Origin of the sequence: Actinomadura roseirufa (genome assembly GCF_900659635.1) — a bacterium.
Taxonomy (GTDB): domain Bacteria; phylum Actinomycetota; class Actinomycetes; order Streptosporangiales; family Streptosporangiaceae; genus Spirillospora; species Spirillospora roseirufa.
This window is the reverse complement of record NZ_CAACVB010000016.1, coordinates 1-14,087: the sequence shown is the minus strand read 5'-3', so window position 1 is coordinate 14,087 and position 14,087 is coordinate 1. Positions and strand designations below refer to the sequence as shown.

General features: G+C 71.9%; 14 protein-coding genes. 13 read left to right on the top strand and 1 reads right to left on the bottom strand.

Annotated elements, in window-relative coordinates; translation table 11 throughout:
• Window positions 1-146 precede the first annotated feature (146 nt).
• The 5 genes from E1291_RS05645 to E1291_RS05625 all read left to right on the top strand — a co-directional run bounded on the left by E1291_RS05645 (window position 147) and on the right by E1291_RS05625 (window position 5,584).
• The gene (locus E1291_RS05645; protein ID WP_165494973.1) at window positions 147-1,112 is read left to right on the top strand and encodes an ABC transporter permease; all 966 of its coding nucleotides are present in this window, start codon (window positions 147-149) and stop codon (window positions 1,110-1,112) included.
• Window positions 1,113-1,180: 68 nt separating this feature from the next.
• Window positions 1,181-2,338, top strand: coding sequence for a sugar ABC transporter substrate-binding protein (locus E1291_RS05640; protein ID WP_165494972.1), 1,158 nt, complete (start codon window positions 1,181-1,183; stop codon window positions 2,336-2,338).
• On the top strand, window positions 2,335-3,957 hold the full coding sequence (locus tag E1291_RS05635) for a sugar ABC transporter ATP-binding protein (protein WP_131736584.1): 1,623 nt from the start codon (window positions 2,335-2,337) through the stop codon (window positions 3,955-3,957). The genes E1291_RS05640 and E1291_RS05635 overlap by 4 nt, the downstream gene beginning before the upstream one ends.
• On the top strand, window positions 3,954-4,889 hold the full coding sequence (locus E1291_RS05630) for a polysaccharide deacetylase family protein (protein WP_131736581.1): 936 nt from the start codon (window positions 3,954-3,956) through the stop codon (window positions 4,887-4,889). The genes E1291_RS05635 and E1291_RS05630 overlap by 4 nt, the downstream gene beginning before the upstream one ends.
• A 32-nt stretch (window positions 4,890-4,921) precedes the next feature.
• Window positions 4,922-5,584 carry a cysteine hydrolase family protein gene (locus tag E1291_RS05625; RefSeq protein WP_131736579.1) on the top strand — a complete coding sequence of 221 codons (663 nt, stop codon included), beginning with the start codon at window positions 4,922-4,924 and terminating at the stop codon, window positions 5,582-5,584.
• A gap of 84 nt (window positions 5,585-5,668) precedes the next feature.
• On the opposite strand, the gene E1291_RS05620 is transcribed toward E1291_RS05625, so the two are convergent.
• On the bottom strand, window positions 5,669-6,415 hold the full coding sequence (locus tag E1291_RS05620) for a FadR/GntR family transcriptional regulator (protein ID WP_207400579.1): 747 nt from the start codon (window positions 6,413-6,415) through the stop codon (window positions 5,669-5,671).
• A gap of 298 nt (window positions 6,416-6,713) precedes the next feature.
• Between E1291_RS05620 and E1291_RS05615 the strand changes: the two genes are divergently transcribed.
• The 8 genes from E1291_RS05615 to E1291_RS05580 all read left to right on the top strand — a co-directional run.
• Window positions 6,714-7,943, top strand: a complete 1,230-nt coding sequence (locus E1291_RS05615) for a CaiB/BaiF CoA transferase family protein (protein ID WP_131736577.1) — start codon at window positions 6,714-6,716, stop codon at window positions 7,941-7,943.
• The gene (locus E1291_RS05610; RefSeq protein WP_131736575.1) at window positions 7,940-8,728 is read left to right on the top strand and encodes an enoyl-CoA hydratase/isomerase family protein; all 789 of its coding nucleotides are present in this window, start codon (window positions 7,940-7,942) and stop codon (window positions 8,726-8,728) included. Before E1291_RS05615 ends, E1291_RS05610 begins: the two co-directional genes overlap by 4 nt.
• A complete protein-coding gene (locus tag E1291_RS05605; protein WP_131736573.1) occupies window positions 8,725-9,978 on the top strand; it encodes an acyl-CoA dehydrogenase family protein in 1,254 nt (417 codons plus the stop codon). The genes E1291_RS05610 and E1291_RS05605 overlap by 4 nt, the downstream gene beginning before the upstream one ends.
• Window positions 9,975-10,745, top strand: coding sequence for an SDR family NAD(P)-dependent oxidoreductase (locus E1291_RS05600; RefSeq protein ID WP_131736571.1), 771 nt, complete (start codon window positions 9,975-9,977; stop codon window positions 10,743-10,745). The genes E1291_RS05605 and E1291_RS05600 overlap by 4 nt, the downstream gene beginning before the upstream one ends.
• Window positions 10,746-10,764: 19 nt before the next feature.
• A complete protein-coding gene (locus E1291_RS05595; protein ID WP_131736569.1) occupies window positions 10,765-11,643 on the top strand; it encodes a 3-hydroxyacyl-CoA dehydrogenase family protein in 879 nt (292 codons plus the stop codon).
• Window positions 11,644-11,653: 10 nt separating this feature from the next.
• The gene (locus E1291_RS05590) at window positions 11,654-12,535 is read left to right on the top strand and encodes a 3-hydroxyacyl-CoA dehydrogenase family protein (RefSeq protein ID WP_131736567.1); all 882 of its coding nucleotides are present in this window, start codon (window positions 11,654-11,656) and stop codon (window positions 12,533-12,535) included.
• Entirely contained in the window at window positions 12,535-13,326 is a 792-nt protein-coding gene (locus tag E1291_RS05585; protein WP_207400578.1) for an enoyl-CoA hydratase-related protein, read from the top strand. The genes E1291_RS05590 and E1291_RS05585 overlap by 1 nt, the downstream gene beginning before the upstream one ends.
• On the top strand, window positions 13,323-14,087 hold a 765-nt coding region (locus E1291_RS05580; RefSeq protein ID WP_131736565.1), incomplete at its 3' end, for an acyl-CoA dehydrogenase family protein. The genes E1291_RS05585 and E1291_RS05580, both read left to right, overlap by 4 nt.

Below are 14,087 nucleotides of genomic sequence, written 5' to 3'. Positions count from 1 at the left end.
TGCGAGAACTCCGCGCACGCCGACGTCGGCCTCTTGACATCCGCAGGACACGTAGCACATTGTTCGACATTACTTCAGCTCGGACGCCCGGGACCTGCTCCACGGTCGGTCGCGAGGCAGTCGTTCTCGGAGAAACGGGAGTGCAGATGGAATCCCGCGGTCGGACGCGTCAGACGTTCTTCGCCTTCGCCGGGCGCTACGGCGTCGTCATGGCGTGGGCCCTGCTGATCGCCCTGTTCGGTGTGCTGCTGGGCTCGTCCTTCCTGGCGGTCAGCACCTTCCAGACGATCTTCGGTACCCAGGCGGTGCTGCTCATCCTGTCGCTGGGGCTGCTGCTCGCGCTCCTGGTCGGAGAGTTCGACCTGTCGATCGTCGGTGCCATGAGCATCTCGGTAATGCTCGTGGGCGTGCTCAACGTGCTGCACGGCTGGCCGATCTGGCTCGCGGTGCTCGCCGCGCTCGGCTCGGGGGTCGTCATCGGCGCGATCAACGCGCTGCTGGTGGTCCGGCTCGGAATCGCCTCGATCGTCGTGACGCTCGGGGCCGGCACCTTCTGGTCCGGGGTCGGCTACGGCCTGTACGCGACGACGATCCCCGGCATCGACCCGCGGCTGAGCTCGGTCATGAACGGCCGCCTGCTCGGGCTTCCGCTCGGCTTCTACTACGCCGCCGCCCTGACCGTCGCCTTCTGGTACGTGGTCGCCCTCACGCCGCTCGGACGGTACCTGTACTTCGTCGGGGCCAACCGGACCGTGTCCCAGCTGTCCGGCATCCGCGTGGATCTCATCCGCGGCGGATCCCTGGTCGTCTCGGCCACGCTCGCGTCGTTCGCCGGGATCGTGCTGGCCGGCATGCTCGGCTCCTCGACGCCGAGCGCCTCGTCCACCTACCTCCTGCCCGCGTTCGCCGCCGTGTTCCTCGGGACGACGACGATCCAGGTGGGGAAGTTCAATCCCTGGGGCACCTTCGTGGCCGTCTACTTCCTCATCACGGGCATCACCGGGCTGCAGTTGTACGGCTTCTCGGGATGGGTGGTCGACGTGTTCTATGGCGGCTCGCTCGTCGCCGCCGTCGCCCTCTCCCGGGGTTTCGCGCGCAAGAGCGCCGCATAACGGCCGCACCCGATGGCCTCCGGCATTTTCCGGCATCGCACTGCCGAACACAGAGAAGGAAGAGATCGATGGAATCGAAGATGCGGCCGTCGCGCCGGGTCGTCCGCTCACCGCTGGCCGCGCTCGTCCCCGTCGTCGCCTCCCTGCTCGTCGCGGGCTGCGGGCCGGCCGGCGGGGTGAAGAGCGCGGCACCGGCCGACGACAAGTGCGTCGCGGCGGCCAAGGCCAAGGTCGACGCCGCCAAGGCCCCGGTGACGTTCACCTTCGGCGGGCCCTCGTTCAACGCCTCGGCGGCGCGCGGCAAGACCATCTACTGGATCGCGACCACCGGCGACATCCCGTTCACCAAGGCCGTGTACGGCGGCTTCGAGGCCGCGGCGAAGGCGGCCGGCGTCAAGGTGAACTTCTTCGACGGGCGCGGCCAGACCTCTGAGCAGCTCCGCGGAATGCAGCAGGCCATCGCGGCCAAGGCCGACCTCATCGTCCTTCAGGCGATTCCCGTCGGGCTCATGGGCGCGGCCGTCAGCGCCGCCAAGAGCGCGGGAATCCCCATCGTCGAGGCGTTCAACGTCGACTCGACGGCGCCCAAGAGCGCGGGCGCGACCGCCTCGGTCTCCTTCGCCTACTCCCAGGTGGGCGGGCTGCTCGCCGCGAACGTGGCCGCCGGCTCGGGATGCAACGCCACCGCGGTGGCCATCAACTCCAGCGACGTCCCGGTGTCCGTGCCGGAGATGGACGGGATCAAGGCCGGATTCCGGGAGCTGTGTCCCAGCACGTGCAAGCTGGACGTGCGCGACGCGCTGATCGCCGACTGGTCGACCAAGGTCGGGCCGCTGACCCAGAACGCGGTCGCCGACCGGAAGGTGAACTGGCTTCTTCCCGTGTACGACGGCATGGTCCAGTTCGTCACGCCCGCCGTCCGCCAGGCGAACTCGACGGCCAAGATCGCCAGCTTCAACGCCTCCCCGGGCATCGTCGACGACCTGAAGACGAGCGGCAGCCCGTTCACCGTCGACATCGGCGCACCGCTCGGCTGGGCCGGCTGGGCCGTCGCGGACCAGAGCCTTCGGATCCTCACGGGCGCGGCCCCGGTGAACGACGAGAAGATCCCGCTCCGGGTGTTCGACAAGGCGAACGCCAAGGGCATCGACTTCAAGGGAGCCGAGACCGCCATCTACGGCGGAAGCTACGTGAACGAGTACAAAAGGCTGTGGGGTCTGGGATGACCGCGGCGCGCGCTCAGGCCGACGGCACGAGGTCGTCCGATCCCGGGGCACGACCGCCGGCGCTGGTGGCCGCACGGATCACCAAGACCTTCTCGGGTCAGACGGTGCTGAAGGGCGTCGATCTCGACATAGCCGCGGGCGAGGTGCACGGACTGGTCGGTGAGAACGGGTCCGGGAAGTCGACCTTCATCAAGATCCTCTCCGGATACCACGCGCCCGACGACGTCCCGGGGGCCGCCCTCACCGTCCACGGCGAGCCCGTGGCGCTTCCCGTCGATCCCAACCGGCAGATGCAGCGCGGTGTCGTCTTCGTCCACCAGGATCTCGGGCTGGTCGAGAGCGCGACCGTCACCGAGAACATCCGCCTTCGCACGCGCGGGGTCCGGTTCGGATGGCGGGTCTCCTGGCGCGAGGAGAGCCGCCACGTGGCCGCGCTGCTCAAGCGGTTCGGGCTTCAGGTGGGGCCCACGCAGCTCGTCGGCGAGCTGAGCCAGGTGCAGCGGGCGCAGGTGGCGATCGTGCGGGCGTTCGACCAGCTCGGCGACGCCGCCCGCGGCCTGCTCATCCTCGACGAGCCGACGGCCTCGCTCCCCCGCGACGGCGTCGAGCAGCTCTTCGCCACGGTGCGGCAGGTCGCGGCGGCCGGCGTGGGGATCCTCCTCGTGACCCACCGGCTGGACGAGATCCTGGAGAACACCCAGCGGGTCACGGTGCTGCGCAACGGCACCAGGGTCGCCTGCGACGCGACGGAGTCGCTGGACGAGGAGAAGCTGACCGAGCTGATCCTCGGCCGCCCGCTCGGCGAGTTCTATCCGGCCCCGCACCAGCCGCAGGATCAGGTGATCGCCGAGTTCACCGGCGTCGAGGGCGCGGACGTGCGCCCGACCTCGTTCACCGTCCACCGCGGCGAGGTGGTCGGCGTGACCGGGCTCGTCGGCATGGGCTGGGACGAGCTGCCCTACCTCCTGTTCGGCGCCCGGCGCGCGACCGGCGGCGTGATCCACACTGCCGGGGGCGAGCAGGTGGATCTCAAGGGGCTGAGCCCCAGGCGGGCCATCGGTCTGGGGTTCGCGCTGCTGCCCGGGGACCGGCTGGTCGAGGCGTCGGTCCAGGCGGCGAGCGTCCGCGAGAACCTGAGCATCGCGACGATCGGCTCCTACTTCACGCGGGGCGTGATCAGGCGGAGCGCCGAGACCGAGCGGGTGCAGCGCCTCCTGGAGGAGTACGACGTCAGGCCGTCCGGGACGGAGCGGGCCCTGTCCACGCTCAGCGGCGGGAACCAGCAGAAGGTCCTGATCGCGAAGTGGTTCGAGACCAGACCGAGCCTGCTCCTGCTGCACGAGCCGACCCAGGGCGTGGACGTCGGCGCCCAGTCGCAGATCTACCAGCGGATCCGCGACGCGGCGCAGGCGGGCATGGGCGTCGTCCTCGCCTCGGCGGAGTACGACCATCTTCCGCACATCTGTGACCGCGTGCTCGTCTTCCGCGAGGGAAAAGTCGTCAGTGAGCTCTCAGGGCGGACGATGAACCGGTCGCGCATCGCGAGCGACAGCCTGCGCACGGCGGCCGAGCCCGGCCAGGGCACGTCCGGGTCCTTCTCACGACAGGAGACAGAATGAGCGGCGACGAGGCGAACACGGACGTCACCCGTCCCAGAGACCTGATCGGGTACGGACGGCGCGTCCCGCGGGTGGTCTGGCCTGACGACGCGAAGGTCGCGGTCAACTTCGTCATCAACTACGAGGAGGGCTCCGAGCACTACGAGCGGCTGGGAGACCGGAGCACCGACCGCATGGCCGAGCTGAACTGGTACCTCCCCTCGCCGCACCGCGACTTCGCGATGGAGGCGGTCTACGAGTACGGGAGCCGCGCGGGGATCTGGCGGCTCCTGAACATCTTCGGCGACTACTCCGTCCCGGTCACGTTCTTCGCGACCGGCATGGCCCTGGAGCGGAACCGGGAGGTCGCGGCCGCGATCGGCGAGCTGGGCCACGAGCCGTGCTCCCACGGATACCGGTGGAGCGAGCCGTGGCACATGTCGCGCGAGGAGGAGGCGGAGCAGATCCAGCGCGCGATCGAGTCGATCCGCGAGACGACGGGCACCCGCCCCGTGGGCTGGTACTGGCGCTACAGCTCGACGCCGTGGACCCGGCAGCTCCTGGTGGACGACGGCGGCTTCCTGTACGACTCGGAGACCTATAACGACGATCTTCCCTACTTCACGGACGTCTCCGGGCACCGGCACCTGGTCATCCCGTACACGCAGACGTACAACGACACGCGGTTCGCGGTCGCCGAGGGCGGGTTCGGGTCGCCCACCGACTTCTACGACTACATGCGCCGCGGGCTGGACGAGCTGCACCGCGAGGGCGAGGCCGGTTTCCCGAAGATGATGACGGTCGGGCTCCACGCGCGCCTGGCGGGGCAGGCGGCCAGGGCGAACGCGGTGCGCGAGTTCATCGAATACGCGTTGGACAAGGGCGATGTGTGGTTCGCGCGGCGCGATGCCATCGCCAACTGGTGGATCGACCACAGCGCCGACTGGTCGTAGCGGGTATCCATGAAGGAACGGAGGGAGCGCGAATGATCGAGCTGTTCGGCAAGCAGGTGTTCGACCGCCTGGACGAGGTCCTGGACCCGGCTCACTGCGCGATCCTGAGCATCGACATGCAGAACGACTTCCTGCATCCCGCCGGGAAGGTGGCCCAGGCGGGCAAGGACCTCTCGGCGATGGGCGATCTCGTGACCTCGTGGAAGCGGTTCGTCGCCGAGGCGCGCGACCTCGGCGTCCCGGTGTACCACGTGCGGCTCGTCGACCTGCCGCACGGCGCCAGCGACTCCCCGGCGTGGCTCCGGTCCAAGCGGCTGATCGCCGGGGTCGACGAGTTCGTCGTCGAGGGCACGTGGGGCGCCGAGTTCTACGCCGAGTGCGGGCCGGTCGGCGCCGAGCTCGTCGTCACCAAGCACCGTTCGAGCGGCTTCACCGGCACGAACCTGGACCTGCTGCTGAGGTCCGCCGGCGTGCGGACCGTCGTGATCATCGGTGAGCAGACGCCCGGGTGCGTGGAGGCGACGCTGCGCGACGCGTCCTATCACGACTACTACAACGTCCTGGTCGAGGACTGCGTGGCGGCTCACGACCGCCGTCTGCACGAGCTGACGATGGAGGTGCTCAAGGCCCGCCACGACGTCGTGCCCGTGGACGAGATCGTCCGGATCTGGGCGCGCGCGCGAGCGGCGGCCTGAGCCGCCTCCTCCTCAGCCCCGGCCCGTGGGCGGCCATCGAGCACGGCCGCCCGCGGGCCGAACGCATGGCCGGGGCGCCTCGTCTCAGCCCTGACGGTGGGCGGCGAGGTGGAGCCGCAGGTAGGTGAGGTGCTCGATGATGGCCTTCTCGGCGGTGTCGGAGTCCTGGGCCTCGATGGCCCGCACGATCGCCTGGTGCTGCTTGACGGTCTCCCGGCCGACCTCGGGCGACAGATCGAGGTAGTGGACCGGCTCGGTCGCGCTGTGGAGCGCCGCGACCAGCGACGCCAGGACGCGGTTCCCCGACGCCTCGGCGATGAGCGTGTGGAACTGCCGGTCCAGGTCCGGTATCGCCGGGTCGTCGACGGAGGCGGTCTTCTGCTTCTCGACGATCGACTTGAGCTTGCGCAGGGACTCGTCCTCGCGGTTCGCGGCGGCCAGCCGGACCGACGGGACCTCCAGCTGCTGGCGTACCTCCGCGACCTCCTCGAACTCGATGCTGCCCAGGGTCAGGAGGTTGTCGACGGACTCGATGACGGCCTCGCTGAGCGACCGGTGGTCGACCGACCGCACGAAGTTGCCGCCGCGGGCGCCGGGCACCTTGGAGATCAGGTTCTGGGTCGACAGGCTGCGCAGCGCCTCGCGCACGGTGGTGCGGCTGACGTTGAACTGCCGGGCGAGCTCGGCCTCCGGCGGGAGCATCTCGTTGGACTTGAGCTCGCCGGACAGGATCGCGGTCTTGATCGTCTGCTCGACCTGCTCCCGCGGCCGCAGCACCTTCCGGCCGATCACCTTGCGCTGCAACTCGCGGTCGTTGTCCCCTGCCGTCACGTCGCACCCTCGCTCGTCGCCCACCGGATCGTGGTGGTCCGTCTGACTGATGTCCAATATTTACGTCTACTCCACAGTACCGCGCCCGGACAGGGGCTTGCAGCCCGCCCGGGACCTGTTCGAGTTAAATGTTGGACCTTGCACAGTCTGTCTTATGTCGGTACTGTCCGAATCACTCGCACGTTTCCGTGCGAGCCGCCACCCGCCCCGGCCACCCGGCCGGGCGGACCGGAACCGCCGTGGAGGACTCCGTGGTGACGATCACCGGCCACGACCGGGACCCGAAGGAGTGACCCCGATGCCCAGTGGACGCGGGCCGCTCGACGGCGTGCGCGTCGTCGACATGACGACGTCGTACGCCGGTCCCACCGCGGCGATGTACCTGGCCGACCTCGGCGCCACCGTCATCAAGGTGGAGCGCCCGGGGTCGGGGGACGACGCCCGCGGCTGGGGCCCTCCGTTCGCCGGCGGCACGTCGGCCTGGTTCGCCTCCGCCAACCGCAACAAGAGGTCGGTGGCGCTGAACCTGCGCGGCGGCGAGGGCCGCGAGGCGCTGCTGCGGCTGCTCGACAGCGCCGACGTGTTCCTGCAGAACATGAACCCGGGCAAGCTGGAGCGCCTGGGCATCGACGGCGCGAGCGTGCGGGCGCGCAACCCGCGGCTGGTCTACTGCGCGATGTCCGGCTTCGGGCTGGACGGCCCCGACCGCGACCTGCCCGGCTACGACCTGGTCGCCCAGGCGCGGTCGGGCCTGATGTCGGTCACCGGCGAGCAGGGCCGCGGCCCGCAGCGGGTCTCGACCGCCCTGTCCGACGTGGCCACCGGGATGTGCGCCGCCATCGCGATCAGCGCGGCGCTCGTCCGGCAGCGGACGCGCGGTGAGGGCGAGACCATCGACGTCTCGCTGCTCGACACCGACCTGGCGCTGATGGCGCCGCGGATCGCGGCCTACCACGCCGGGGAGCCCGAGCCCGCGCCGAGCGGGGGCACCGACTCGGTGCTCGCCGTCTACCAGCCCTTCGAGGCCGCCGACCGCGTGATCGTGGTGGCGATCGGCAACGACGCGATGTGGCGGCGCTTCTGTGCCGCCGTCGGCGTCCCCGAGCTGGCCGACGACCCGGAGCTGGCCGACAACGCGGGCCGCCGCGAGCACCGCACGCGGATCGCCCGGACGGTCGCCGAACGGCTCGCGACCCGCCCGGCGTCGCACTGGCTGCGCGTCCTCGGCGAGGTCGAGGTGCCGGTGGCCCTGGTGCAGACCCTGTCGGAGGTGGTCGGGGATCCGCAGGTCGTGGCCCGCGGTTCGCTGATGCCGGTCCCCGGTTCGGACGGCGGGCTGGTCACCGTCCGCAGCCCGTTCCGGCTCGCCTCCATCGAGCCGCGCAACGAGCGGTTCCCCGACCTGGGCGAGGGCACCGCGGAGGTGCTGCGCGGGGTGGGCTACACGACCGAGGAGATGCGCCGGCTGGCCGCCGCGGGAGCGATCGCGGAGGCCGACGTCGCGACCGGAAGGGAGGTCGTCTCATGAGCGTGCTGCTGAACGAGCGGACGGGCCGGATCGTGACGCTCACGATCAACCGTCCCGAGGCGTACAACGCGCTGAACACCGCCGTCCTGACGGCGCTGGCCGAGGCCGTCGAGACGGCCGCGGCCGACCCGGCGGTGCGCGCGATCGTGATCACGGGTGCGGGCAAGGCGTTCAGCGCCGGCGCCGACCTGAAGGAGATCGCAGCGATGGGCCCCGAGCGGGCCCACGCGACGATGAGCCTCGGCCAGCGGGTGTTCCGCGCCATCGAGCGGGCACCGATCCCGGTCATCGCGGCCGTCGGCGGACCGGCCTTGGGCGGCGGCTTCGAGCTGGTCCTGGCCGCGAGCTTCGCGGTCCTGTCCACGCGCGCGTCGCTGGGGCTGCCCGAGGCGAGCCTCGGGCTGATCCCCGGGTACGGCGGCACGCAGCGGCTGCCGCGCCTGGTCGGACCCGCCGTCGCCGCGCACCTGATGCTCACCGGCGCGCGCCTGGACGCTGCGCGCGCTCACGAGCTGCGGCTCACGCCGCTGCCCGTGGTCGACCCCGACGACCTGCTCCGGACGGCGCTGGCGGTGGCCGGGGAGGTCGCCGCGCAGGGGCCGCTGGCCGTCCGCTCCATCCTGCACGCCCTGGAGGCGGGCCGGGACACCTCGCTCGACGCCGGGCTCACCGCCGAGACGGCGCTCGCGGCGCTGGCCATCGCGCGCGAGGAGTCGGGCGAGGGCATCGGCGCCTTCCTGGAGCGCCGCCCCGCCGACTTCGCCGACCCGGAGCCGGCGCGATGAGCGGTGGCACCGGGCCGGTCATCGAGCCGCTCGACATCGACGTCGACCCGGCGGCCTACGCCACCGTCCACGGGCTGCTCGACGAGCCCGCCGCCGACGCCGCGCTGACCGGGCGGGAGCTGGAGATCCGGGCCCTCGCCCGCGACGTCGTCGCGCGGGAGGTCGCGCCGCGGGCCGCCGAGCTGGACGCCGGCGGCGGCTTCGCGCACGACGGCGTCCAGGCGCTGGCGCGGGCCGGGCTGGGCGGGCTGATCTTCCCCGAGCACCTCGGCGGGACGGGCGACACCAACGTCGCCTACGCCGTCGCGATGGAGGAGATCACCGCGGGGTGCGCCGCGACCAGCCTGGTCTTCATGACCCAGACGCACACGGCCTACCCCATCCTCCTCGCCGGGACCGAGGAGCTTCAGCGCGCCTACATTCCCGGCCTGCTGGACGGCTCGCGCTACGGCTCGCTCGGCATCACCGAACCCGACGCGGGCTCCGACGTGTCCGCCCTCACCACGACCGCGACGCCCGCCGGTGACGGGGCCGCCGACGGCTGGTCGCTGAGCGGGCAGAAGACCTTCATCACCACCGGCGACCGGGCCGACGTGATCGTCTGCTTCGCGACGGTGGACCGTTCCCTGGGCCGCGGGGGCATCACCGCCTTCGTCGTCGAGGGCGGCTGGCCCGGCGTCGCGCGCGGGCGGCCGTTCCGCAAGATGGGCATGCACGGCTCCAGCACCGCCGAGCTGTTCTTCGAGCGGGTCGCCGTCCCGCGGGCGAACCTCCTCGGCACCGAGGGCGGCGGTTGGTCCCTGGTCATGAGCTCGGTGGTGAAGTCCCGCGTCAGCGCCGCCGCCCAGGGCGTCGGCCTCGCGCGGGCGGCCTACGCCCGCGCGCTCGCCTTCCTCATCCGCCTGCACGGGCCCCGGCTGCCGGACGAGGAGACGTTCGCGCTCGCCGGGCTGCGCGGCAGGATCCTGCGCGGCCGGCTCCTGCTCCACTCGGTCGCCCGGCGCGTCGACACCGACCCGGGCGTCTCGCCGGGGGAGATCGGGATGATGAAGCAGGCGTGCACCGACCTCGGCTTCGAGGTGTCGGTCGAGGCCGCGCGCATCCTCGGCCCGTACGGTGACCTGGCGGTCCTCGGCGTCGAGCGCTGCCTGCGCGACGCCAAGGTCACCCAGATCTACGACGGCACCAACGAGATCCAGCGGCTGCTCATCGGCCGCGAGACCACGCGCGCTTGGGAGGGCCGGGCATGACGGCCACGAGACCGGAAGGCGAGCTGGAGGGCAGGGTCGCCATCGTGACCGGCGCGGGCCGGGGGCTCGGGCGCTCGATGGCGCGGGCACTGGTCGACGCCGGGGCGGCGGTCACGGTCGCCGCGCGCACCGGCGCCGAGCTCGACCGGTTCGCCGCGGAGGCGGCGGCGTCCGGCGGCCGGGCGCTGGCCTGCCCCACCGACGTCACCGACGAGGCGTCGGTGGACCGCATGGTGGAGGCGACGATCGCGACCTTCGGCCGGGTGGACGTGCTGGTCAACAACTCGGGGATCGTGGCGTCCACGCCCCTGGTCGACCAGCCGCCGCAGGAGTGGGACCGCGTCATCGCGACGAACCTGCGCGGTACCTACCTGGCCACGCGCGCCGTCGGCCGGCACCTGATCGCCCAGGGCTCGGGCAAGGTCGTCAACATCGCCTCGAACTTCGCGCTCCAGGGCGTCGCGGGCCACGCGGCCTACTCCGCCTCGAAGGCGGGCGTGATCGCCTTCACCCGGGCCATGGCGATCGAGTGGAGCCGCCACGGCGTCCAGGTCAACGCCATCGCGCCGGGCTACTTCGCGACCCCGCTCAACGCGGGCCTGCGCGAGGACGCCGAGGCGCTCGCCCGGGTGGTCCGCGCGATCCCCGCGCGGCGGATGGGCGAGCCCGGCGAGCTGGCGCCGTGGCTGCTGCTCCTCGCCGGGAGCGCCTCGGACTTCATGACCGGCGAGGTCATCGTCATCGACGGCGGCCAGAGCGTCCGCTGAGACCGACCAGGAGAGATCATTGAACGATGAGAGCAGGACCGTCGCGGTCCTCGGCGCGGGCACGATGGGCTCGGGGATCGCGGTCGTCACGGCCCGCGCCGGGCACCGGACGCTCCTCTACGACGTCAGCGAGGCCAACCTGCGCCGCGGCGTCGCCACCGTGCACGGGTTCTTCGACGAGAGCGTCCGGCGCGGCAAGCTCGGCGACGACGCCGCCCGCGCCGCCAAGGCCGCCCTGACCGGCACCACCGACCTCGCCGACCTCGCGGCCTGCGACGTCGTGATCGAGGCGGTCTTCGAGGACCTCGCGCTGAAGAAGGACACCTTCGCCCGGCTCGACGAGATCGTCCCTGAGCGCACCCTCTTCCACACCAACACCTCCACGCTGTCGGTGACCGCCATCGCCTCGGGGTCCCGTCGCCCGGAGCGCGTCGTGGGCACGCACTACTGCAACCCCGCGCCGCTGATGACGCTGGTCGAGGTCGCCGACGGACGGCACACCGCGGGCTGGGCGCACGAGGCGACGATCGGTTTCCTCGGCTCCCTGGGCAAGACGAGCGTGGTCACCAAGGACCGCCCGGGATTCATCGTGAACCGGTTCCTGATCCCCTGGGAGAACTCCTGCATCCGGGCGCTGGAGTCCGGGCTCGCCTCCAAGGAGGCGATCGACGCGGCGGTGCCGGGGGCGCTCGGGCATCCGATGGGCCCGTTCCGGCTCCTCGACATCGTCGGGATGGACATCCACCAGCAGGTCGCCACCCGCCTCTACGAGCAGCTGCGCGACGAGCGGTTCTTCCCGCCGCCGATGGTGGAGCGGATGGTCGCCGCCGGCGACCTCGGCCGCAAGACCGGCCGCGGTTTCTACGAGTACGACGACACCCGGCTGTTCGGGTCGTGAGGAGTCCAGCATGAGCGAGTCCACCCCGTTCGCCACGATCGGCCTGCTCGGCTTCGGGACGATGGGCGCCGGCATCGCCCAGGTCTTCGCCGCGTCCGGCCGGCGGGTGATCGCCCTGGAGGCCGGCGAGGATCGCCTGGCGGCCGGGACGGCGGCCGTCGCCGCGTTCCTCGACGGCGGCATCGCCCGCGGCAAGACGACCGAGGACGGCAAGGCCGCGATCCTCGCCCGGATCACCGGGACCCTCGCGGCCGGGGACCTCGCCGAGGCCGACCTCGTCGTGGAGTCGGTCACCGAGAACGCCGAGGTGAAGATGGCCGCGCTGACCCGGATCGCCGCGGTCGTCGGGGAGGACACCCCGATCGTCACCAACACCTCGGCGCTCTCGGTCACCGCCCTCGCCGCCGCGCTGCCGAACCCGGCCCGCGTCGCGGGGCTGCACTTCTTCAACCCGGCGCCGCTGATGCGCACCATCGAGATCGTCCGCGCGCTGCAGACCGGCGCCGGACTCGTCGAGCGGCTCGTGGCGCTCGTCGGCTCGCTGGGCGGCAAGGACGCCGTGGTGGTCAAGGACCGGCCGGGCTTCCTCGTGAACGCCCTGCTCATGCCCTATCTGAACGACGTCGTTCAGGAGTACGATGACGGGCTCGCCACCGCCGAGGACATCGACACCGCGCTCCGTCTGGGGCTCGGTTACAAGGTGGGCCCGCTCGAACTGCTCGACATGATCGGCCTCGACGTCCACCTGCACGCCACCGAGTCGGCGTACGCCGCGACGCTCGACGACCGCTACGCCCCGCCGCCGCTGCTGCGCCAGATGGTCGCGGCGGGCCGGCTCGGCGCCAAGAACGGCCAGGGCTTCCGCACCGGCGAGCTCCCTTCGGACCACTGATGGGAACGATCCACATGACCTACGACGACATCCGCGTCTCGGCGGACGGCCCGATCCTCACCCTGACCATCGACCGGCCGGAGGCGGGCAACAAGTTCCGCCACCAGACCTGCCTGGAGCTCTTCGACGCGCTGGGGCGGTTCCGGCTCGACCCGTCCCTGCGGGCGGCGGTCCTCACCGGCAGCGGGGACAAGTTCTTCTGCATCGGCGGCGAGCACGACCCGGTCACCTCGCTCGACCCGTCGCAGGTGCTGCCGATCATCGACGTCTACCAGGCGATCGACACCGTCCCCAAGCCCGTCATCGCCGCCGTCAACGGCTTCGCGGTCGGCGGCGGCCAGGTGCTCCACACCGTCTGCGACCTGACCATCGCGGCGGAGAACGCCGTCTTCCGCCAGGTCGGGCCGATGGTCGGCAGCTTCGACGCGGGGTACGGCACCTGGTACCTGGAGGACGCCATCGGCCGGAAGCGGGCCAAGGAGATGTGGTACCTCAACAGGAAGTACACCGCCGCGCAGGCCCTGGAGATGGGGCTGGTCAACGAGGTCGTCCCGGCCGAGGAACTGCTCGGGCGGGCCACCGAGGTCGCCCGCGAGATCGCCGACCGCAGCCCGCTGGCCATCGGCGCCCTCAAGGGCGCCTTCTCCGCGCGCCACAACGGGGTCTCCGGCCAGGCGCGGATGGCCCACGACCAGCAGCTGAGCCTCTACCTGCGGACGAACGAGGCGCACGAAGTGGGGGCCGCCTTCGGCGAACGGCGCCCGCCCAAGACGGAGAGCTTCTGGTCATGAGCTGGCTCGGCCCTGTTCTCGACGACGACCAGCGCGATCTGGCGTCGATGCTGGACGCCCTCGCCGCCGGTCGCGGCACCGTACTCGACGGCGGCGATCCCGATCCCGCGATCGTCGCCGGGCTCACGGCCGAGCTGGCGGACCTGGGCGTGTGGACCCTCGGAACCTCGGAGGCGTCCGGCGGCGGAGGCGCCGACCGGATCACCACCGCCGTGGCCCTCGAACGTCTCGGCCGAAGCTGGCCCGCCCTCGGGTGGGCCGCCGTCCAAGCCCACGCCGCCGTCGACCTGCTCTCCGGTGACGGGCGCGCCTCCGATCTCGTCGCGTCGCTGCACGAGGCGCGGGCGGCGGTGGCGGTCGTCGACGCCGGCACGGCCCGCGTCCGGCTCTCCTGGCGGGACGGCGTGCTCGCCGGGTCGGTCGACCGGATCGACGCCGCCGCGGAGTCGCCGTACCTCCTCGTGCTGGACGGCGACGATCGCGCCCTGCTCGTCCCGCCCCAGGCCATGACGGCGACCCCGCTGCGGCGGACCGGCCTCGGCGGCGCGTTCACCCGCTCGGTCGACCTGGCCGCCGGCCTGACGGCCGGCACCGGACAGGACACCGGCACCGTCCTCGAACTGGCCGGCGTCGACGCCGCCGCCGCCCGCGATGCCGGCGGCGGACGGCGCGCTGGAGTACGCGGCCGGTCGGCACCTCGGGTGGCATCGACCGGTATGAGGTCGTCCAGCGCGAGGCGACCGCGGAGATCCTGCCCGGTG

Coding starts and splice junctions, on each gene's coding strand:
- E1291_RS05645 (WP_165494973.1), top strand. CDS start 147: ATGGAATCCCGCGGTCGGACGCGTCAGACGTTCTTCGCCTTCGCCGGG.
- E1291_RS05640 (WP_165494972.1), top strand. CDS start 1,181: ATGGAATCGAAGATGCGGCCGTCGCGCCGGGTCGTCCGCTCACCGCTG.
- E1291_RS05635 (WP_131736584.1), top strand. CDS start 2,335: ATGACCGCGGCGCGCGCTCAGGCCGACGGCACGAGGTCGTCCGATCCC.
- E1291_RS05630 (WP_131736581.1), top strand. CDS start 3,954: ATGAGCGGCGACGAGGCGAACACGGACGTCACCCGTCCCAGAGACCTG.
- E1291_RS05625 (WP_131736579.1), top strand. CDS start 4,922: ATGATCGAGCTGTTCGGCAAGCAGGTGTTCGACCGCCTGGACGAGGTC.
- E1291_RS05615 (WP_131736577.1), top strand. CDS start 6,714: ATGCCCAGTGGACGCGGGCCGCTCGACGGCGTGCGCGTCGTCGACATG.
- E1291_RS05610 (WP_131736575.1), top strand. CDS start 7,940: ATGAGCGTGCTGCTGAACGAGCGGACGGGCCGGATCGTGACGCTCACG.
- E1291_RS05605 (WP_131736573.1), top strand. CDS start 8,725: ATGAGCGGTGGCACCGGGCCGGTCATCGAGCCGCTCGACATCGACGTC.
- E1291_RS05600 (WP_131736571.1), top strand. CDS start 9,975: ATGACGGCCACGAGACCGGAAGGCGAGCTGGAGGGCAGGGTCGCCATC.
- E1291_RS05590 (WP_131736567.1), top strand. CDS start 11,654: ATGAGCGAGTCCACCCCGTTCGCCACGATCGGCCTGCTCGGCTTCGGG.
- E1291_RS05585 (WP_207400578.1), top strand. CDS start 12,535: ATGGGAACGATCCACATGACCTACGACGACATCCGCGTCTCGGCGGAC.